Below are 20169 nucleotides of genomic sequence, written 5' to 3' on the forward strand. Positions count from 1 at the left end.
GCCCATCCTGAACAAACGTTTTTCTCATCTCGCGCGGTGTGACTCCCTTCATACTCTCTGGTATAAAGGTGCCTCTTTTTTGACAAATGCCGATTTTTTCAACAAGGGTACTCACCTACTTGCGCTGCATTTTTCGACTGTTCATCGGGATGATGTTGACGCTGGCCCTGGCCGGTTGCGACTTCTACCACCCCTCCAGCCAACTGGAGCAGATCCGCCAGCGAGGCGAGATCCGGGTTGGCACCCTCTATGGCCCCACTTCCTATTACCAGCGTGACGATACCGCACTGGGGTTCGACTACGAGCTGGCGCAGCTTTACGCCGACTGGCTGGGGGTCAAGCTGACCATAGTACCGGCCTACAGCACCGCCGAGTTGGTCGAGCAACTGCAAAAGGGCAAGCTGGATCTCGCCGCCGCCGCCATCGTCGTGACCCCGGAGCGGCGCAAGCTGTTCCGCTTCGGCCCTGGCTTCTACCAGGTCTCCCCCAAGCTGGTCTATCGCAACGGCTCCTCCAGGCCCAAGAACCTCGGTGACATCAAGGGCAACATAGTGGTGCCGGCGGGCTCCACCGGCGAGGACCTGATGAAGGAGCTGGCCAAGCAGTACCCCAACCTGAAGTGGAGCACCAATCGGGATGCGGACGTGGAGGAGCTGCTCAAGCAGGTCGCCGACGGCAAGGTGGACTACACCGTGGTGCAGGACACCATACTGGCCCGTACCCAGCGCTACTACCCCGAACTCACCGAAGGCTTGACCCTCGCCAGCAAGCAGACCGTGGCCTGGGCCATGACCAAGCTGCCCGACGACAGCCTCTACGCCAGCATCATCGACTTCTTCGGTCAGCGCTTCATGGATGGCGCCATCGCCAAGCTCGACGAGAAGTACTTCGGCCACGTGCAGAACTTCGACTTCGTCGACACCCGTACCTTCCTGCAACGGGCCAAGAGCCTGCTGCCCAAGTACCAGGCGCTGTTCCAGACCCACGCCAAGGATATCGACTGGCGGCTGCTGGCCGCCATCAGCTATCAGGAATCCCACTGGGATCCCCAGGCTCGCTCCTACACCGGGGTGCGCGGCATGATGATGCTCACCGGCCCGACCGCCAAGGCGATGGGGGTAAACGATCGCACCCACCCGGAAGAGAGCATCAAGGGGGGCGCCCGCTACCTGCAGGAGATGATGGCGAAGGTGCCCGACTCGGTCCCGGCGGACGAGAAAGTGTGGTTTGCCCTCACCGCCTACAACATCGGCTACGGCCACATGATGGATGCCCGCCGCCTGACCAAGGAGCTGGGCAAGAACCCGGACGCCTGGAGCGACGTGAAAGAGGTGCTGCCCCTGTTGCAGCAGTCACGCTGGCATCGCAAGGTACGCTATGGCTATGCCCGTGGCGGCGAGGCGCGCAACTATGTCAACAACGTGCGCCAGTACTACCAGAGCCTGCTCTGGCTCGACAACGAACAGCAGAAGGCCCATCGTCGCGAAGAGCTGGACGAGGACGACAGCAGCGAGCCGGACGTGCCGGCGCAGCGTCCGGCCATCATTGCCGAAGTGGTCAAACAGATCATCACCCCCTAGCCTCGTCGGGGGTGTGTTTTCCTGCCCTGTTCTCTGTTACCATCCTTGGGTATACGAGGGGCGCTGGAGCGAACTTATTGCAATGTATTCATTGCGTTGCAGTTCCTGCCAAGGGCCCTTTCGGCCCCACGCAAGACCAGGTAGGAGAACAGGATGCGAGCACGCAGAAGAGCCATGTTGGCCCGAAAAACCAAATGTGCCTGGAGCCCGAGACGCAAGCTCAAGCTGGCCGACATGAAACGCAAGATCTGGCACAGAAACCGCTCCTTCACGCTGCTGATAGCGGAGCACACAGTATAAACCCGGCATCAGCCGGGTTTTTTTATGCCTTGTCAGGCTGCGCTTCAAACAGAACGGTGCGTTTGGAGACCAGGGTGTTGCAGTGGTTGCAAAAATAATCCACCGCGCCGCAAGCCCGAAGTCGCTCCAGCTCCTGCCCGCAGGCAGGACACAGGGCCCGGATGCGATAACGGGCCTGACACTGGCCACACGTCGTCTCGCGGCTGCGGCTGTCCAGTTCGCCCTGACAGGCAGGGCAGGTCAGCGTGTTCATTCTCTTCTCCTCTTTACGTCACTGTGCACCGGCATTACCCGCAGCCCCTCCCCCGGTTTGTCTGCCCTGAAGAGGGCCACCAAGAAAAACGGCTGCCGGTAAGGGCAGCCGCAGGGCTTTATTTCTTCGCTTTGGCCTTGAGCAGGCGCTTGCGCTGGCGCTCCTGGCTCAGGGTCAGGGTGTTCTTCTTGCCCTCGAACGGGTTGACCGACTCCTGGAACTCCACCCGGATCGGGGTCCCCATGATCTTCAACGACTTGCGGAAGTAGTTGATGAGGTAGCGCTTGTAGGAGTCCGGCAGGTCGTTGAGCTGGTTGCCGTGGATCACGATGCGCGGCGGGTTGTAACCACCGGCGTGGGCATACTTCAGCTTGACCCGGCGACCATTCACCATGGGCGGCTGGTGATCTTCCTGGGCCATCTGCATGATGCGGGTCAGCATGGCGGTGCTGGTGCGGCGGGTCGCGGACTCGTAAGCCTCGTTGATGGATTCGAACAGGTGACCGACGCCACTGCCGTGCAGGGCGGAGATGAAGTGCACCCGGGCGAAGTCGATGAAGCCCAGACGTCTGTCCAGCTCGTTCTTGACGTCCTCTTTCACCTTCTGATCCAGGCCGTCCCACTTGTTGACCACCAGTACCACGGAGCGGCCGCTGTTGAGCACGAAGCCGAGGATGCTCAAGTCCTGATCCGTGATGGTCTCCCGGGCGTCAATGACCAGCAGGCAGACGTTGGCATCTTCAATCGCCTTGAGCGTCTTGATGACGGAGAACTTCTCCACCGTCTCGTGCACCTTGCCACGGCGACGCACGCCGGCGGTGTCGATGACCACGTATTTCTGATCGTCGCGCTCCATGGGGATGTAGACGGAGTCGCGGGTGGTACCCGGCATGTCGTAGACGATGACCCGATCTTCACCCAGCATGCGGTTGGTCAGGGTGGATTTGCCAACGTTGGGACGACCGACGATGGCGAACTTGATGGGCAGGTCGGCGAACGGCGTCTCCTTGGTGTCTTCCCGGGTGTCGAGCTCACCGGCAGCCACCATGCGCAGCAGGGCCTCTTCGTCGAACTCCTCCAGCTCCTCTTCCTCTTGTGCCTCGGTGGCAGAGCCGACCAGGGTCTCGAGGTGGGGGGCCAAGGCCAGCTCCAGCAGGCTCAGTACGCCACGGCCGTGGGCGGCCGCCATCTGGTAGACCTCGCCCAGGGCCAGACCGTAGAACTCGGACACCGCGGAGTCACCGTCGATGCCGTCGGTCTTGTTGGCCACCAGAAACACCTTCTTGTGGGTCTTGCGCAGGTGCTCGGCGATGGCCTGATCCGCCGCGGTGAGACCGGCACGGGCATCCACCATGAAGAGCACCACATCGGCCTCTTCGATGGCCAGCAGGGACTGCTCGGCCATCTTCAGCTCGATCCCCTCCTCGGTGCCATCGATACCGCCGGTATCGACCACGATAAATTCCAGCTCGCCCAGCTTCGCCTGGCCATATTTGCGGTCCCGGGTCAGGCCGGGGAAGTCGGCAACCAGGGCATCCCGGGTACGGGTCAGGCGGTTAAACAGGGTGGATTTCCCCACGTTGGGGCGGCCCACCAGGGCAACTACAGGAGTCATAAAAGCCTCATTCTCAAGACGACAAAGGCTCCGGGTCCGAAGACCAGGAGCCGGATATTCACATTATCGGACGATCAAGGACGCTTGAGGGCGTACAACTTGCCGTCACGGCTCTGCACATACAGGGTGTCACCCTCCACCAGCGGAGCGGCATAGAGACCACTGCTGTCGAGCTGCTGCATGGCCTTGATGGTCCCGTCGGTACGGTCCAGCCAATACAGGTAACCTTCCACATCGCCGACCACCACATAGTCACCCAGGATGACGGGGGCGGTCACGGTGCGGTTTTCCAGCTGGGTGTTGGACCACAGCTCGAGACCGTTGCGACGATCGACCGCAAACAGATGGCTGCGGCTGTCGGTCAGCACGATGGCATTGCCGGTCACCGCCATATCGCGATAACCGGAATACTTGCGCTTCCACACTTCGTCGCCGCTCATCAGCTTGCGCGCCATCAACTGGCCGTTGTAGGCGATGGCGTAGAGCTCATCACCGGCAATCAGCGGGCTGGCATCGACGTCCACCATCCGATCCAGTTCGGTGGCGCCGCGCGGGTCGGCCACCTTGGATTGACGCACCGGCTGGCCGTTGCTCAGCAGGGCGATGCCCACCTTGCCATCGGCGCGGCCATAGATGACGGCACCGTTGGTGATGATGGGGGCGCCGGCACTGCGCAGGGTCAGGGGCGGCTGCTCTTCGGACAGGGTCCACTGCAGCTTGCCCTCGTCGGTATCGAGCGCCACCAGACGACCGGAGGTGGTCAGCACCACCACGCGGCCATCCTCGACGGCGGGGCTCGCCACCACTTCACCCGGCACCGTGGTCTGCCACAGCACTTCGCCGTTGGCCTCGTTCAGGGCGTAGACCACCCCGTTTTCGGACCCGAGGAACAGCTTGCCGTAGCGGGAGACCAGGCCACCGGAGAGACGGGCACTGCGCTTGTCGGCGTTGATGGGCAGATCTGCCAGATCCACGCTCCACAGCTCCTTGCCGCTCTCGCGCTCGAAGGCGGTCACATCGCCATCACGGGCCGCTGCATAGATGCGGTCCTCTTCCACCACCGGCTTGAGCTGGGAGTAGAAGTCGCCGATGCCATCCCCGACCGAGGAGGACCAGGCGGTATCGGCAGTGAACGCGGACTCGACCTTGGGCAGGGGTGCCATGGGGTTGAGATCTTCTTCCGAACTGAACAGGGAGCAGCCCTGCAAGGCGAAGGAGACAGCCACCCCCAGCGCCATTCGCTTGTACAGATTACGCATCCGGAGCCTCGCCCGCAGTGACGGCTGGCAGCGCCAGATCATCCATTTTCAGCTTGAGTTCGGCGCTGCTCTGCAGGCCGCCGGCATCCGCCGCCGCCTGATAGGCATCGCGCGCTTCTTCGGCCTTGCCCTGCTTTTGCAGGATGTCGCCGCGCACTTCCGCCACCTGGGCCTTGAAGGCGTCGTTGTTGATCTTGCCAAGCTGGGCCAGGGCCTCGTCTGCCTTGCCCTGATCGCTCAGGACCCGGGCCAGACGCAGGGCGGCGATGGGCTTGATGCTGTCATCGCCACTGGCGGCCATCTGGGTCAGCTGCTCGGCAGCCAGATCCAGCTTGCCCGCCTTGACGGCGGCCGCAGCCAGTTGCAGGGCAGCCAGCTCGGCATAGGCGTCACCCTTGTGGGCGGTAATGAAGCTCTTTGCCTGCTCCAGGGCGGCGGCGTCCCCCTTGGCGAGCTGGGTGGTCATCTCGTTGTAAGCCTGGGAGGCGGCTTCCTGGTTGTTCTGCTGCATCTCGTTGTAGTAGCGCCAGCCAAAGAGGCCGACCAGACCGATCACGGTCCCGGCGATCACCGAGGTGCCGTTCTCTTTCCACCAGTTCTTGATGACCTCAACCTGTTGTTCTTCAGTGGTATACACTTCCACAGCTTACTCTCCTTTCGCTGCCAGCAGGGCGATGGCGGCATCGACCGAGACGGTCTGTTGCTCGGCCTGGCCACGCAGATATTTGATGGTGATCTCCCCGCTTTGCACCTCGGTCTCCCCAAGGATCAGGGCAATGGCCGCGCCGCTCTTGTCGGCACGCTTGAGTTGTTTCTTGAAGTTGCCGCCGCCGCAGTGGCTCATGAGGCGCAAGTCCGGCAGGGCATCGCGCAGGCGCTCTGCCAGGGCAAAGCCAGCCTGTTCAGTCCCCTCACCCACCATGCAGAGATAGACATCCACCGCCGGGCGGATGTCAGCATTGAGTTCGAGGGTTTCAAGCATCAGTACCAGACGCTCCATGCCCATGGCAAAGCCCACCGCCGGGGTCGGCTGGCCACCGAGCTGCTCCACCAGGCCGTCGTAGCGACCACCGGCACAGACGGTGCCCTGGGCACCCAGGCTGTTGGTCACCCACTCGAACACGGTCAGGTTGTAGTAGTCGAGGCCGCGCACCAGACGCTCGTTCACTTCGTATTTGATACCGGCAGACTCGAGCAGGCGCTTGAGCCCTTCGAAATGAGCCAGGCTCTCTTCGCCCAGGTGATCGAACAGACGGGGCGCCCCCACCAGGATGGCCTGCACTTTTTCGTCCTTGGAGTCGAGCACCCGCAGGGGGTTGCTGTACATGCGGCGCTGGCTCTCTTCGTCCAGCTCGCTCTTGTACTGTTCCAGATAGGCGACCAGGGCATCGCGATAGGCGGCACGTTCGCTGCTCTGGCCGAGGGTGTTGAGCTGCAAGGTGACGTGATCGCTGATGCCGAACAGACGCCACAGGCGGTGAGTCAGCATGATGAGCTCGGCATCGATGTCCGGCCCGTTGATGCCGAACAGCTCGACCCCGAACTGGTGGAACTGGCGATAGCGACCTTTCTGGGGACGCTCGTGACGGAACATGGGGCCCATGTACCACATCCGGCGTTCCTGGTTGTAAAGCAGACCGTGCTCGATGCCGGCACGCACGCAACTGGCGGTCCCTTCCGGACGCAGGCTCAGGCTGTCGCCGTTGCGGTCTTCAAAGGTGTACATCTCTTTTTCGACCACGTCGGTCACTTCACCGATGGCACGCTTGAACAGATGGGTCTGCTCGACGATGGGCATGCGCACTTCGCTGTAGCCATAGCTGGCCACGACCTGGCGCAGGATCTGTTCTACTTTCTGCCATACCGGGCTCTGCTCCGGCAGGCAATCATTCATACCGCGAATAGCTTGGATCTGTTTTGCCACGTTGATACTCGAGAAAAAGAGGTAAAATTTGGCCGCATTATAGGGATTTTCGACCCCGAGGTAAAATCGGGTGCCCGGATGCGGGATGTAAAATCAACAACCTAAAGCCGGGGCCACCCCAGGTGGCCCCGTCATGGTTCAACCTTTGTCCACCTGGATCTGGTTGGCCGGATCCAGCATGGCGGCCCGGGCACGGATGCGACGCTCCAGGGTCGGGATCAAATCCTTGTTGTCGAGCCGGTCGACCCGCTGGCCCCCCTCGTAGAAGGCACTCTTGTTGGCGGCGCCCGCAAGGCCGAGATCGGAAACCAGCGCCTCCCCCGGACCGTTCACCACACAGCCGATGATGGAGACATCCATCGGGGTGATGATGTCTTCGAGCCGCTCTTCCAGGGCGTTGACCGTGCCGATGACGTCGAACTCCTGACGGGAGCAGGAGGGACAAGCGATGAAGTTGATGCCGCGGGAACGGATGCGCAGGGATTTGAGGATGTCGAAGCCCACCTTCACCTCTTCCACCGGATCGGCGGCCAGAGAGATGCGCAGGGTGTCGCCAATCCCTTCGCTCAGCAACATGCCAAGGCCGATGGCGGACTTGACCGCGCCGGCGCGGAATCCACCCGCCTCGGTGATCCCCAGGTGCAGCGGCTGGTCGATCTGCTTGGCCAGCAGGCGATAGGCACCGACCGCCAGGAAGACATCGGACGCCTTGACGCTCACCTTGAAGTTCTGGAAGTCGAGGCGATCCAGGTAATCCACGTGGCGCATGGCGGACTCCAGCAGCGCCTCCGGGGTCGGCTCGCCGTATTTCTCCTGGAGATCACGCTCAAGGGAACCGCCGTTGACGCCGATGCGGATGGGGATGTTGTAGTGACGGGCGCAATCCACCACCGCACGCACCCGCTCTTCGTTGCCGATGTTGCCCGGGTTGATGCGCAGGCAGTCGGCCCCGTACTCGGCCACTTTGAGGGCGATGCGGTAGTCGAAGTGGATGTCGGCCACGATGGGGATGCGGGTCTGCTGCTTGATGAGCTTGAACGCTTCCGCCGCCTCCATGGTGGGGACGGAGACCCGGACGATGTCGGCGCCGACCCGCTCGATCCGCTGGATCTGCTCGACGGTAGCGGCCACGTCCGTGGTCTTGGTGTTGGTCATGGTCTGTACCGTGATGGGGGCATCGCCCCCAACCGGCACGTTGCCGACCATGATCTGTCTGGATTTGCGACGAACGATGGGTGATTCGTGTGCGGGCTTTTCGTGAACAGACATGGCGGACTGATTACTCCTGCGGCAGTGAGAAGCGGGCAGTCCGGCCGTTGTTGTAACGGCTCATGTCGAAGGACTTGCCCTGATATTCGAGATTGACCGCCATGGGCGCGCCAATGATGAATCTGAGTGGCTCGGGTCCTTCCAGTACCAGTTCGTCGTTCGCCTTCTTCAGACCGCTGAACAGGGTCTTGCCGTTGGCATCCTTGACGTCCAGCCAGCAATCGGCGGTGAAGCTCATCTTGAGCTGGGGCGCCTTGGCGGGCTCGGTGGTCGTGCTCTCGGCAGTCGAGACCGCACCGGAAACGTCCGTCGGGACGGCTGCGCTGGCATCCGTAGCGACCACAGGCAGGGTCGCGGTGGCACCGCTCACCACAACCTGGGTGGACACGGCATCGGACGCTACGGGCAGCACGGGCTCGGCGACCTCCACGGCGGGGGCAACATTTGCTTCCGGCGTATTGACGGTCGCGCTCATCTCGGTCGCCGCCAGGGCGTCGTCACCGGCGGAGCGGCGCGCCGTGCTCTGCCACCACCAGGCGACGGAGAGCCCGATCAGCACCAGGATCACCAGCCAGGTCACCACCTTGAGCCGGCTGTCATTGGCCTGCTGGCGGGAGCGACGGGAGAAGCTCTGCATGTCGATGTTGTCGGGGGGAGTGAGCCCCAGCTTTTCGTAGGCGGCGAGGATGGTCTCCTCGGGGATGCCCACGAGCTTGGCATAGGCCCGCAGATAGCCACGAATGAAGGTATGGGACGTGTGCTTGTCATAGGTATCCGCTTCGATGGCGGCGATCAGGGTCAGACGAAGGTGAATGCGGGACGCAACCTGTTCCCGGGTCCAGCCGAGCTGTTCACGGGCGTTGCGCAGCAGCTGGCCTGGGCCCGCTGCCTGGGAGTCGTCTTGGAAATCGTGTGGCTGTTCAGTAGTCATTGGCTAAGTAACGCTTGGCTTGTTGCGAAGTGGGATATTGCCTTACCAGCTCAGTCCCGAATTGGTGAAGTAATGCCGGTTTGTCCATGGCCTGGGCCAGCCGCAGCCGGAGCCAGAGGCTCTCCTCGTTCTCCTCTGCCACATCGGCAAAGCGCGCGAGGTAAGACTGGACATCAGGAAGCTTGCCATCTTTCATGGAAAGCTCGGCCATGTCCAGCAATAACCTAGGATTGCGGGGATTATACCCCAAGGCCAGACGATAATACTCGCTGGCCTTGTCATTTCTGTGATTTTGCATCGAGCAGAGCGCCGCATTCTCGTAGGTATCGGCGATCTTCACGTAATCGGGCTGGCTGACGGCCTGCAAGAACGCCTTTTCCGCTTCGTCGAAGCGGCCACGGTTGCAGAGGAAGGCGCCATAGTTGTTCATCGCGTCAGCATTGGACGGATCCATGGCCAGCGCTTTCTTGTAGCTCGCCTCGGCGGCCTTGAAATCCGACACCTGCTGGTAGAAATAGGCAAAACCGATGTAGACCTGAGGATTGTTGGGATCGTACTGAAGGGCGCGGTCGAGATTGAATTTGGCCTGCTCGGCATTGCCCTGGCGCAGATACTGGATACCCAGATCGAGACGAGTCTGGGCGGCGGCCTTGAGGTCGGGGCCCACTTCACGCTGGGTCGAATTCTGGCCAGCGTAAGTGGTCTCTGTGACACAGCCTGGCAGCGCACAGAGCGCTGCCACTACGATCAATGTACGGATATCCATTTCCTGTCTATACAATGGCTTAGGAGTTAAACCATTTTGACGGAAATCCCATCCTGTTGCATCCGATTTTTCATGGTGCGCTTGGTGCGGTCGATCACCTCCCCCACCAGCTGCCCACAGGCGGCGTCGATGTCGTCACCACGGGTCTTGCGCACGATGACGGTCAGGCCGTATTCCATCAACACCTTGGAGAAACGGTCGATACGGCTGTTGCTCGGCTTGCCAAACGGGTTGCCCGGGAAGGGGTTGAACGGGATCAGGTTGATCTTGCAAGGAGTTTCCTTGAGAACCTTGGCCAGCTCATGGGCATGCTGCATGTCGTCGTTGATGTGATCGAGCAGCACATACTCCACGGTCACCCGGCCGCCGTTGGCGTTGGACTTGGCCAGATAGCGGCGTACCCCGGCAAGGAAGGACTCGATGTTGTACTTGTCGTTGATCGGCATGATCTCGGAACGCAACTGGTCGTTCGGCGCATGCAGAGAGATGGCCAGGGCCACGTCGATCTGGTCGCCCAGCATGTCCAGCGCCGGCACCACACCGGAGGTGGAGAGAGTGACGCGGCGCTTGGAGATGCTGAAGCCGAAGTCATCCATCATCAGCTTCATGGCAGGTACCACGTTGGCGAGGTTGAGCAGCGGCTCACCCATGCCCATCATCACCACGTTGGTGATGGGGCGCTTGCCACCCACCACTTTGGCGGCACGCCATACCTGACCGATGATCTCGGAGACTTTCAGGTTGCGGTTGAACCCTTGCTGGGCGGTGGAGCAGAAGGTGCACGCCAGGGCGCAGCCCACCTGGGAGGAGACGCACAGGGTCGCGCGGTCCGCTTCCGGAATGTAGACGGTCTCTACCTCCTGATCGCCCACCTGCAGCGCCCATTTGATGGTGCCATCGGCGGAGCGCTGTTCACGGCTGATCTCGGGGGCACGGATCTCGGCAATGGCCTTGAGCCGCTCGCGCAGCGCCTTGTTGACGTTGCTCATCTGATCGAAATCATCACAACCGAAGTGATAGATCCACTTCATTATCTGGTCTGCCCGGAACGGCTTCTCGCCCAACTCGACGAAGAAGGCACGCATGGCATCCCGGTCGAGATCCAGCAGGTTGGTTTTTGTTTCGCTCATCAGGGGCCTCAGCTCACACACTTCATAAATTATCGGCTGACCTACGTCAGGGGGCGGCATTGTACAAATAATGGGTCTGGCTTTCCACCTGGAGAATAAGTGGATATTGGCAGGATGACCAAAAAACAAAAGGGAGCCGAAGCTCCCTTGGTCACCAGCAGACAACATCAGCCGCGCGGGCAGATCTCGTCGTCGGAGAAGAAGTAGGCGATTTCACGGGCGGCAGAGGCCGGGGCATCGGAGCCGTGGACGGCGTTGCGATCGATGCTCTCGGCGTAGCAGGCGCGCAGGGTGCCGGCCAGCGCCTCTTTCGGGTTGGTGGCGCCCATGATTTCACGGTGACGGCGGATGGCGTCTTCACCTTCCAGCACCTGTACCATGACGGGGCCAGAGGTCATGAAGCCGACCAGACCATCATAAAACGGCTTGCCCTGGTGCTCGGCGTAGAAACCGGCGGCCTGTTCGCTGGTCAGGTGCAACATCTTGGCGGCGATGACTTTCAGGCCGGCGCTTTCGAAGCGGCTGTAAATGGCACCAATCAGGTTCTTGCTGACCGCATCCGGCTTGACGATGGAGAAGGTACGTTCGATAGCCATTGAGTTCTTTCCTTAACTACAGAGTTTTATTGTAGGAATCCATGTTCGGCGGCGATTATACGTAAACAAAAAACGAAATAACACACAAAAAATCAACTTTTTGTTAAACAAAAGAATCCTTGAAACAACATGGTGACTCATCTTGTGCCAGGGCAGAGAGAAAAAATGTGCGCTTGCGCACGATCGGCATGCTAATGCCTCAAAACCGTATCAATTGCTCAGCAAAGCAGCACTGGAAAGGGCACCCAGAGGTGCCCTTGTGATGCCGCTCACTGACTCAGCGCGTCTCCGCCAGCAGGGTATGGGCGATGGTGCGCATCCCCAGGGTATTGGCCCCGGGCGCCCACAGACTATCGCCGTTTTCGCTGAAGCAGGCGGCGAGATCGACATGCAGCCAGCCTCTTCCCTCATCAGGGACAAAGCGGGAGAGGAAGCCTGCCGCATTGGAGGCCCCCCCCGGTCCGCCGCCCGGCACGGGGCGGCTGTTGGCGGTGTCGGCATAGTGGGACGGGCACTGCTGGCGATGCCAGGGCTCCAGCGGCAGCGGCCATGCTGGCTCCTGCTCCGCATCCGAATAGGCCATGGCGCGGCTCACCAGCCCCTTGTCCAGTCCAAACAGGGCGTTGTAACGCCCCCCCAGCGCCATCACGGCCGCCCCGGTGAGGGTGGCAGCGTCGATGATGAGCGGCGCACCAGACTCGCCGGCCAGTTGCAAGCCGTCGGCCAGGATCAGACGCCCTTCGGCGTCGGTGTTGACCACCTCCACCGTGGTGCCGTTCTTGTAGGTGAGGATGTCACCCAGCTTGTAGGCATGGCCGGATACCAGGTTCTCGGCGCAGCAGAGGATGAGCTTCACCCGCTTGTCGAGGCCACGCAGAATGGCCAGCGCCAGCGCGCCGGTGACGATGGCGGCACCGCCCATGTCGTGTTTCATGGTCAGCATGCCCTGGGAGGTCTTCATGGAGTAGCCGCCGGAATCGAAGGTGATCCCCTTGCCCACCAGGGCGGCAGCTACCGGCGCCTTGGGATCCTTGCCCGGATTGAAATCCAGCTCCAGCATCACGGGCTCGCGGTCACTGCCACGACCCACTTGATAGAGACCGACCCAGCCCGCCTGTTGCAGCGCCTCTCCCTTGAGGATGCGATGGCTGATCCGGTCCGGTGCCAGCTCGGTGAGGAAGGCAGCGGCTTCGACCGCCAACTCCAGCGGCCCCAGCTGCTCCGGGGTGGCGTTGGTCATCTCCCGCACCCAACGCCCGCACAGCCAGCGCGCCTCCAGCTCCTCCCTGTCCTCCTCGGACGAAGTGGCCCACTGCAACCCCACTTCCGCCTTGGGCGTCTGCAGCCCCTGGGCAAAGGCCCACTGCTGCTCCCGCTCCCAGTGGCCAGCCAGGACCACCTGCTGGATCCCCTGGCTGCACAGGCGCCGCGCCGCCTGCTGGATATCCAGCAAGGGAGTGGCGCTCACCAGATGGATCACCATGCCGTCGGCACGGTGGGAGAGCAGTGCCCCCTCCCCCCACTCGGCCGGTGCAAACTCTCGGCTCAACCAGACGTTCATGCGCACACCTCCTGCAACCAGCGGGCAATCGTGCGAAGACCATGACCCTTGGCCCCGGTCGCCCAGAGCTCATTGCCCGACTTCTGATAGGAAGCGGCCAGGTCCAGGTGCACCCAGCCCTTGCCTTCGTCACGGACGAAGCGCGACAGGAACGCCGCTGCCGTGGTGGCGCCGGCAGTGCCTTCGGCGGAGGCCACATTGCCCAGCTCGGCAAAGGCCGAGGTGAGCTGGCCTGCGTGCCAGGGTTCGAGCGGCAGCGGCCAGGCCTTCTCGTTTTCGGCGTTGGCGGCAGCCAGCGCGCGCACCTGCTCCGCCTCATCGAGAGCAAACACGGCGTTGTAGTCGCGGCCCAGCGCGGTCTTGGCGGCGCCGGTCAGGGTGGCAGCGTCGAGGATGTAGGCAGCCCCGCTTTCGCTCGCGGCCAGCAGGCCGTCTGCCAGCACCAGGCGACCTTCCGCGTCGGTATTCTGGATCTCGACCGAGATGCCGTTGCGATAGGTGAGGATGTCGCCGAGCTTGAAGGCATGGCCGGAGACCAGGTTCTCGGCGCAGCAGAGGATGAGCTTGACCCGCTTGTTCAGGCCACGGCTGATGGCCAGCGCCAGGGCGCCGGTCACCATGGCGGCGCCGCCCATGTCGGACTTCATCGGCAGCATGTTGTCGGAGGACTTCATGGAGTAGCCGCCGGAATCAAAAGTGATCCCCTTGCCCACCAGCGCCGCGACCACGGGGGCGTTGGCATCCCCGGTCGGGTTGTAGTCGAGCTCCAACAGCACCGGCTCGCGCTCGCTGCCACGGCCCACCGACCAGATCCCGATATGACCCGATTCACGCAAGGCTTCGCCAGCGGTGATGCGGGCGGTCACCTTGTCACCGCCAAGGCTGCGAATGAGCAGCAGAGCGGACTCCGCCAGGCTCATGGGGTAGATGGCTTCCGGGCAGCCGTTGGTCACCTCGCGCACCCAGTGGGTCGCCTTGAGCAGGGCGGCGAGTTCGGCCGCTTCCTGTTCGCTCTGTTCACCAAAATCGAGCTCGCGAACCCCCTTGGCGGCATAGAAGCCCTGGGCAAAGGCGTAACGACGCTCCCCATTCCACCCCTCGCCCACCAGCTTGATGCGCTTGATGCCGCTCGACTCGAGGCGTCTGGCCCCGCGCTGGATGGCGCGCAGCGCCTCCTTCTCCTGGCCAGCGGCCAGATGGAGATGGGCCTCGTCCCCGTTGAAACTGAGCAGGGCACCCTCGCCCCACTGGGCGGCGGCAGCCTGGGACGACAACCTTACGTTCATCATGTCAGCCATGTTCTCTTGCTTCCTTTTTATTGGCACTTTCATCAACGAATAGGGAAATCACGGGCACAAAAAAGGCCGCTCCCTCAAGGGTCACGGCCTTCACCATATCATTACTGCACCATGAGATGCTGCACGCGCAATTCACTCATGTGTAATTAAGGGGTCATCAGTGGCGCTCGGACGCCAGATTCAGGGTGTACTTGGGCAGTTCCACCACCAGATCCTCGTCCGCCAGTCTGGCCTGGCAGCTGAGACGGGATTCCGGCTCCAGCCCCCACGCCTTGTCCAGCATGTCGTCTTCCAGCTCGTCGCTCGGCTCGAGGGAGTCGAACCCTTCCCGCACCACGCAGTGACAGGTAGTGCAAGCACAGGACTTCTCGCAAGCGTGCTCGATCTCGATGCCGTTGCGCAGCGCGATGTCCAGAATGGTTTCACCGGTCGCACCTTCGAGGGCCGCGCCGTCCGGACAGAGCTCGGGATGGGGCAGAATAATCAGTTTTGGCATATCACACCTTGTTGACGTTTTGTCCGGTCAGCACCTTGCGGATGGAGGCATCCATCCGGCGAGCTGCAAATTCGCCACTGGCAGCGTCTGCTGCCTCGATGGCCTCTTTGATCTGGTTGGTGGTGCCCGTGCTGCGCATGGTCAGCAGATGGGCGATGGCGGCATCCAGCTCGGCCCGCTCGGCGGGGCTCAATAAGGCCTCGCCATCGGCGGCCAGGGCGGCGTTGAGACTCTCGACCACCCGGTCGGCCTCGACCTGTTGCTCCGCCAACATGCGGGCGTCCATGTCCTGCTGGGCATTGGCGATGGAGGCGCTCAGCATGTTGAGGATGTCATCTTCCCCCAGCCCGTAGGAGGGCTTGACCTGGATCTCGGCCTGCACGCCGGAGGATTTCTCCATGGCGCTGACCGACAGCAGACCGTCCGCATCCACCTGGAAGGTGACGCGAATGTGGGCGGCGCCGGCCGCCATGGGCGGAATGCCGGTCAGGGTGAAGCGGGCCAGGGAGCGGCAATCCGCCACCAGCTCGCGCTCCCCCTGCACCACGTGGATGGCCATTGCGGTCTGGCCATCCTTGAAGGTGGTAAACTCCTGGGCGCGGGCCACCGGAATGGTGGTATTGCGCGGGATCACCTTCTCGGCGAGGCCACCCATGGTCTCTAACCCTAAGGAAAGCGGGATGACGTCCAGCAGCAGCATCTCGGCGTCGGGCTTGTTGCCCACCAGGATGTCGGCCTGGATGGCGGCACCAATGGCCACCACCTTGTCAGGGTCGATGCTGGTCAAGGGGGTGCGGCCGAAGAACTCGCCCACCCGCTCGCGCACCAGCGGCACCCGGGTCGAGCCACCGACCATCACCACTTCCAGCACCTCTTCCTGCTCGAGACCCGCATCGCGCAGGGCGCGCCGACAGGCCTGCAGGGTGCGCTTGACCAGGGGCTGGATCAGCTCGTCAAACTGGCTGCGGGTGACGGTACCCTGCCAGCCGGCAAAGGTGCAGGCAACGGCATCGGCATCGGTGAGGCCGTGCTTGATGTTGGCCGCCGCATCCAGCAACTCGCGCTGGGTACGGGCATCGAGCTGACCGGACAACCCGGCTTGCTCTTTGAGCCAGTCCGCCAGCAGATGGTCAAAATCGTCACCACCGAGTGCCGAGTCGCCACCGGTGGCCATCACCTCAAACACCCCGCGATGCAGGCGCAGGATGGAGATATCGAAGGTTCCGCCACCCAGGTCATAGACGGCGATCACCCCTTCCTGGCCGGAGTCGAGGCCATAGGCGATGGCCGCCGCCGTGGGTTCGTTGAGCAACCGCAGTACATGCAGACCGGCCAGTCTGGCCGCGTCCTTGGTGCCCTGACGCTGGGCATCGTCAAAATAGGCGGGCACCGTGATGACCACGCCGTCGAGGTCTCCCCCGAGGGACGCGGCACCGCGCTCGGCCAGTTTTTTCAGGATCTCGGCCGAGACCTGCACCGGGTTGACCAGCCCCTGGCGGGTCTGCAACTGGGGCATGCCCGTCTCGGTAGCCACGAACTCGTAAGGCTGCTGGCGGGTATCGATATCGGCCAGCCCCTTGCCCATCATCCGCTTGACCGAGACGATGGTGTTGTGGGGATCGAGGGCCGCCTCACGTTTGGCATCGAAGCCAACCCGGATGGTATTGGCCTGGTAATGGACCACGGAAGGCAGCAGATCACGCCCCTGCTCGTCACAGAGGGTGTCGGCCTGGCCGCTGCGCACGGCGGCGACCAGGGAGTTGGTGGTGCCAAGATCGATGCCGACGGCACGTTTATGCTGGTGAGGCGCGGCGCTCTGGCCTGGCTCGGCAATTTGCAGTAATGCCATGGGTAATCACAATTCCTGCGTTAGAGGGTCAAGACTCGAACAGCGAGTCTTCGAATCGTTCCAGCTCCTCGAGGAGCTTGTCGACAAATTTGAGCTTGCGAACGCAATCCGCCGCCTGCAGATCCTCACCCCTGGTGAGAGAGTCGGTCAGCCGTTGCATCAACGCCTGGTGATCATGCCTGATCTCCTGGCGAAAATCCTTGATGGCCTCCTCAGGGTCGGCGTCGCCCTTGAGATCAGCCAGCCGCTCTCGCCACTCCAGCTGTTGCATCAGAAAGGCAGGATCTTGCAGTGTCTGCTGCTCGCCACGAAGTTCGGTGCCCCGCAAGGAGAGCAGGTACTCGGCTCGGCGCAAGGGGGCCTTGAGGGTGGTAAACGCATCGTTGATCTGGGCAGCACGCTGCACGGCAGCCAGCTGCTCCCGCTCGGGGGCAGTCGCAAAACGATCGGGATGGAACTGGGTCTGCAGCTGACGATAGGTGTCAGCCAGTTGGCGAGTATCGAGCTCGAAGCCCTCAGCCAGCCCGAACAGCTCGAAATGATTCATCCTTCGTCCTCAGACAATAGCGCTGGGAGTGCAACCACACTCGTCTTGAACTTGAAAGCAGTGGCATGGACTGGCGTCCACACCACTGTGTTGATGAGCAAGGTGTTGATCACAAGAGACTCGCCGCAACAGGGCTCACCCTTGGGGCTGCGAGGCGTTGCAAACATGGGCGATCGGTCAATCGAACCACTTACACGCTGAAGCTTTCGCCACAACCGCATTCGCCCTTGGCATTCGGGTTGTTGAACTGGAAGCCCTCGTTGAGGCCTTCCTTCACGAAGTCCAGCTCGGTGCCATCCAAGTGGATCAGGCTCTTGGCATCCACGATGATCTTGACGCCTTTCTGCTCGAACACCTGATCCTCGGCAGCCAGCTCATCCACGAACTCGAGCACATAGGCAAGGCCAGAACAGCCGGTCGTCTTGACGCCGAGGCGCAGGCCGATGCCCTTGCCCCGGTTGATCATGAAGGAGGAAACCCGCGCCGCTGCGGCATCTGTCATGGTTATGGCCATACTGCTCTCCGGACCTTAAAGACCTTTCTTCTGCTTGTAATCGGCGATGGCGGCCTTGATGGCATCCTCCGCCAGAATGGAGCAGTGGATCTTCACCGGCGGCAGCGCCAGCTCTTCGGCGATGTCGGTGTTCTTGATACCGGCCGCTTCGTCCAGGGTCTTGCCCTTGACCCACTCGGTCACCAGGGAGCTGGAGGCGATGGCGGAACCACAGCCGTAGGTCTTGAACTTGGCATCTTCGATGATGCCATCGTCGCTGATCTTCAGTTGCAGCTTCATGACGTCACCACAGGCCGGTGCACCGACCATGCCGGTGGCGACGCTGGGATCGTTCTTGTCAAAACCACCGACGTTGCGGGGATTCTCGTAGTGGTCGATTACTTTTTCACTGTAAGCCATATCTAACTCCTGCTAATTCCGTTGTTCACCAGACCCTTGCCATGCAGGCAAGGATCAGTGATGTGCCCATTCGACCGTGTTCAGATCGACGCCATCCTTGAACATCTCCCACAGGGGGGACATCTCGCGCAGACGACCGATGGAGTCGCAGATGAGCTTGATTGCGTAGTCGATCTCTTCTTCGGTGGTGAAGCGACCGATGCTGAAACGGATGGAGCTGTGTGCCAGCTCGTCGTTCAGACCCAGGGCGCGCAGCACGTAGGAAGGTTCCAGGCTGGCCGAAGTACAGGCAGAACCGGAAGAGACCGCCAGATCCTTCAGTGCCATGATGAGGGATTCCCCTTCCACATAGGCGAAGCTGACATTCAGGTTACCCGGTACACGCTGATCCAGATCCCCGTTGATATAGACTTCTTCGATGTTCTTGATGCCATCCCACAGACGCTGGCGCAGGGCCATGATGTGCTGGCTCTCGCTCGCCATCTCTTCCTTGGCGATGCGGAAGGCTTCCCCCATGCCGACGATCTGGTGGGTTGCCAGGGTACCGGAGCGCATGCCGCGCTCGTGGCCACCGCCGTGCATCTGGGCTTCCAGACGAACACGGGGCTTGCGGCGCACATACAGGGCGCCAATGCCTTTCGGGCCGTATACCTTGTGGGCGGACATGGAGAGCAGATCAACCTTGAGTGCTTCCACGTCGACCGGGATCTTGCCCACGCTCTGGACGGCGTCCACGTGCAGCAGGATCTTGCGGGAACGGCACAGCTCGCCGATGGCAGCGATGTCTTGCACCACCCCGATCTCGTTATTGGCGTGCATGATGCTGACCAGGATGGTGTCATCACGCAGGGCGCCTTCGATCTGCTCAAGAGTGAACAGGCCGTTGGGCATGGGCTCGAGGTAGGTCACCTCATAGCCTTCACGCTCCAGTTGGCGGCAGGTATCCAGCACAGCTTTGTGCTCGGTCTTGGAGGTGACGATGTGCTTGCCCTTGCCGGCGTAGAAATGGGCAATGCCCTTGATGGCCAGGTTGTTGGACTCGGTCGCACCGGAGGTAAAGACGATCTCGCGCGGATCCGCGCCGATCAGCTCTGCCACTTGATTACGGGCCAGATCCACCGCCTCTTCGGCCTGCCAGCCGAAACGGTGGGAACGGGAGGCTGGGTTGCCGAACAGGCCGTCCATGGTGAGGCACTGCATCATTTTTTCTGCGACACGCGGGTCCACCGGACAGGTTGCCGAATAATCAAGGTAAATAGGCAGTTTCATCTTTTTCTCCGTTACGACGGGGTCACACAGCGACTCGTCGTGGAAAGCACGTTTATAGTTGGACTTTCAAGCTCACATCACCGCGTTCGGCCCGATCAACCAGGGACAACACGGTCTTCATTTGTTCATCTTGCTTGCCGGCGATACGGCGCACATCGGCCTGACCAACCAGCTCGGCCAGGGTGATATCCCCCAGGAAACTGGAGATGCGTTCGCTCAGATCCCGCCACAAGGAGTGGGTCAGGCACTGGGTACCACCGTGGCAGCCCCCTTTGCCGAGGCACTTGGTCGCATCGACCGATTCATCGACCGCAGTGATCACCTGACCGACCGAGATCTCGCCAGGGGCCAGACCGAGGCGATAACCGCCACCGGGGCCACGTACGCTGCTCACCAGACCATGTTTGCGCAGACGAGCAAACAGTTGTTCCAGATAGGACAAGGAGATGCCCTGGCGCTCTGAAATATCAGCCAGGGGCACGGGCCCCTGCTCTGCATGCAACGCCACGTCGAGCATGGCTGTCACCGCGTAACGTCCTTTTGAGGTCAGTCTCATATGCCTTACCGTCTTGCGAACCAATCAATATGTGGCATATGGTCACATACCCGACTA

20 protein-coding genes are annotated in these 20169 nt (G+C 61.7%); 1 reads left to right on the top strand and 19 read right to left on the bottom strand.

Translation table 11 applies throughout. The features are described 5' to 3' along the window. The first annotated feature begins 86 nt into the window (after nucleotides 1-86). Entirely contained in the window at nucleotides 87-1580 is a 1494-nt protein-coding gene (mltF, locus tag AB5Y54_RS04885; RefSeq protein WP_109112009.1) for a membrane-bound lytic murein transglycosylase MltF, read from the top strand. A 322-nt stretch (nucleotides 1581-1902) separates the two neighbouring features. Here the strand turns inward: mltF and AB5Y54_RS04890 are convergent, their stop codons facing one another. The 19 genes from AB5Y54_RS04890 to iscR form a co-directional block, all read right to left on the bottom strand. Next, nucleotides 1903-2133: a zinc ribbon domain-containing protein gene (locus AB5Y54_RS04890; RefSeq protein WP_039038718.1), complete on the bottom strand. Its 231-nt coding sequence runs from the start codon at nucleotides 2131-2133 to the stop codon at nucleotides 1903-1905. A gap of 118 nt (nucleotides 2134-2251) precedes the next feature. After that, nucleotides 2252-3748 carry a ribosome biogenesis GTPase Der gene (gene der, locus AB5Y54_RS04895; RefSeq protein ID WP_010675045.1) on the bottom strand — a complete coding sequence of 499 codons (1497 nt, stop codon included), beginning with the start codon at nucleotides 3746-3748 and terminating at the stop codon, nucleotides 2252-2254. Nucleotides 3749-3822: 74 nt separating this feature from the next. Then, nucleotides 3823-5007, bottom strand: a complete 1185-nt coding sequence (bamB, locus tag AB5Y54_RS04900; RefSeq protein ID WP_029314685.1) for an outer membrane protein assembly factor BamB — start codon at nucleotides 5005-5007, stop codon at nucleotides 3823-3825. Beyond that, complete coding sequence (locus AB5Y54_RS04905; protein ID WP_324033958.1) at nucleotides 5000-5650, bottom strand: tetratricopeptide repeat protein; 651 nt, start codon at nucleotides 5648-5650, stop codon at nucleotides 5000-5002. Before AB5Y54_RS04905 ends, bamB begins: the two co-directional genes overlap by 8 nt. A gap of 3 nt (nucleotides 5651-5653) precedes the next feature. Continuing rightward, complete coding sequence (hisS, locus tag AB5Y54_RS04910; protein ID WP_201997076.1) at nucleotides 5654-6931, bottom strand: histidine--tRNA ligase; 1278 nt, start codon at nucleotides 6929-6931, stop codon at nucleotides 5654-5656. 138 nt (nucleotides 6932-7069) lie between these two features. Beyond that, nucleotides 7070-8200: a flavodoxin-dependent (E)-4-hydroxy-3-methylbut-2-enyl-diphosphate synthase gene (ispG, locus tag AB5Y54_RS04915; RefSeq protein ID WP_010675049.1), complete on the bottom strand. Its 1131-nt coding sequence runs from the start codon at nucleotides 8198-8200 to the stop codon at nucleotides 7070-7072. 10 nt (nucleotides 8201-8210) lie between these two features. Beyond that, the gene (locus AB5Y54_RS04920; RefSeq protein WP_104454297.1) at nucleotides 8211-9131 is read right to left on the bottom strand and encodes a RodZ domain-containing protein; all 921 of its coding nucleotides are present in this window, start codon (nucleotides 9129-9131) and stop codon (nucleotides 8211-8213) included. Beyond that, nucleotides 9121-9912: a PilW family type IVa pilus biogenesis/stability lipoprotein TapF gene (tapF, locus tag AB5Y54_RS04925; RefSeq protein ID WP_103857947.1), complete on the bottom strand. Its 792-nt coding sequence runs from the start codon at nucleotides 9910-9912 to the stop codon at nucleotides 9121-9123. The genes AB5Y54_RS04920 and tapF overlap by 11 nt, the downstream gene beginning before the upstream one ends. An 11-nt stretch (nucleotides 9913-9923) precedes the next feature. Next, nucleotides 9924-11027 carry a bifunctional tRNA (adenosine(37)-C2)-methyltransferase TrmG/ribosomal RNA large subunit methyltransferase RlmN gene (locus tag AB5Y54_RS04930; protein WP_041213014.1) on the bottom strand — a complete coding sequence of 368 codons (1104 nt, stop codon included), beginning with the start codon at nucleotides 11025-11027 and terminating at the stop codon, nucleotides 9924-9926. 167 nt (nucleotides 11028-11194) lie between these two features. Beyond that, on the bottom strand, nucleotides 11195-11623 hold the full coding sequence (gene ndk, locus AB5Y54_RS04935; RefSeq protein ID WP_045524435.1) for a nucleoside-diphosphate kinase: 429 nt from the start codon (nucleotides 11621-11623) through the stop codon (nucleotides 11195-11197). A 277-nt stretch (nucleotides 11624-11900) separates the two neighbouring features. Beyond that, nucleotides 11901-13184 carry an aminopeptidase PepB gene (gene pepB / locus AB5Y54_RS04940; RefSeq protein WP_041213015.1) on the bottom strand — a complete coding sequence of 428 codons (1284 nt, stop codon included), beginning with the start codon at nucleotides 13182-13184 and terminating at the stop codon, nucleotides 11901-11903. Then, on the bottom strand, nucleotides 13181-14482 hold the full coding sequence (pepB, locus tag AB5Y54_RS04945) for an aminopeptidase PepB (protein WP_109112004.1): 1302 nt from the start codon (nucleotides 14480-14482) through the stop codon (nucleotides 13181-13183). Before pepB (AB5Y54_RS04945) ends, pepB (AB5Y54_RS04940) begins: the two co-directional genes overlap by 4 nt. A 157-nt stretch (nucleotides 14483-14639) precedes the next feature. Next, entirely contained in the window at nucleotides 14640-14978 is a 339-nt protein-coding gene (gene fdx / locus AB5Y54_RS04950) for an ISC system 2Fe-2S type ferredoxin (RefSeq protein WP_005299781.1), read from the bottom strand. A gap of 1 nt (nucleotide 14979) precedes the next feature. Beyond that, nucleotides 14980-16827, bottom strand: a complete 1848-nt coding sequence (gene hscA / locus AB5Y54_RS04955) for a Fe-S protein assembly chaperone HscA (RefSeq protein ID WP_368153311.1) — start codon at nucleotides 16825-16827, stop codon at nucleotides 14980-14982. A gap of 28 nt (nucleotides 16828-16855) precedes the next feature. After that, a complete protein-coding gene (gene hscB, locus AB5Y54_RS04960) occupies nucleotides 16856-17374 on the bottom strand; it encodes a co-chaperone HscB (RefSeq protein ID WP_042880720.1) in 519 nt (172 codons plus the stop codon). 190 nt (nucleotides 17375-17564) lie between these two features. Then, nucleotides 17565-17888, bottom strand: a complete 324-nt coding sequence (gene iscA / locus AB5Y54_RS04965; RefSeq protein ID WP_010675058.1) for an iron-sulfur cluster assembly protein IscA — start codon at nucleotides 17886-17888, stop codon at nucleotides 17565-17567. Between the two features lie 15 nt (nucleotides 17889-17903). Further along, nucleotides 17904-18287: a Fe-S cluster assembly scaffold IscU gene (gene iscU, locus AB5Y54_RS04970; protein ID WP_010675059.1), complete on the bottom strand. Its 384-nt coding sequence runs from the start codon at nucleotides 18285-18287 to the stop codon at nucleotides 17904-17906. 54 nt (nucleotides 18288-18341) lie between these two features. Further along, nucleotides 18342-19556 (bottom strand): IscS subfamily cysteine desulfurase, encoded by a 1215-nt coding sequence (locus AB5Y54_RS04975; RefSeq protein WP_010675060.1) that lies wholly within the window; start codon nucleotides 19554-19556, stop codon nucleotides 18342-18344. Nucleotides 19557-19608: 52 nt separating this feature from the next. Further along, entirely contained in the window at nucleotides 19609-20112 is a 504-nt protein-coding gene (gene iscR, locus AB5Y54_RS04980; RefSeq protein WP_025327241.1) for a Fe-S cluster assembly transcriptional regulator IscR, read from the bottom strand. Nucleotides 20113-20169: the final 57 nt, after the last annotated feature.

The organism is Aeromonas sp. s9 (assembly GCF_040907765.1).
Taxonomy (GTDB): Bacteria; Pseudomonadota; Gammaproteobacteria; order Enterobacterales; family Aeromonadaceae; genus Aeromonas; species Aeromonas caviae.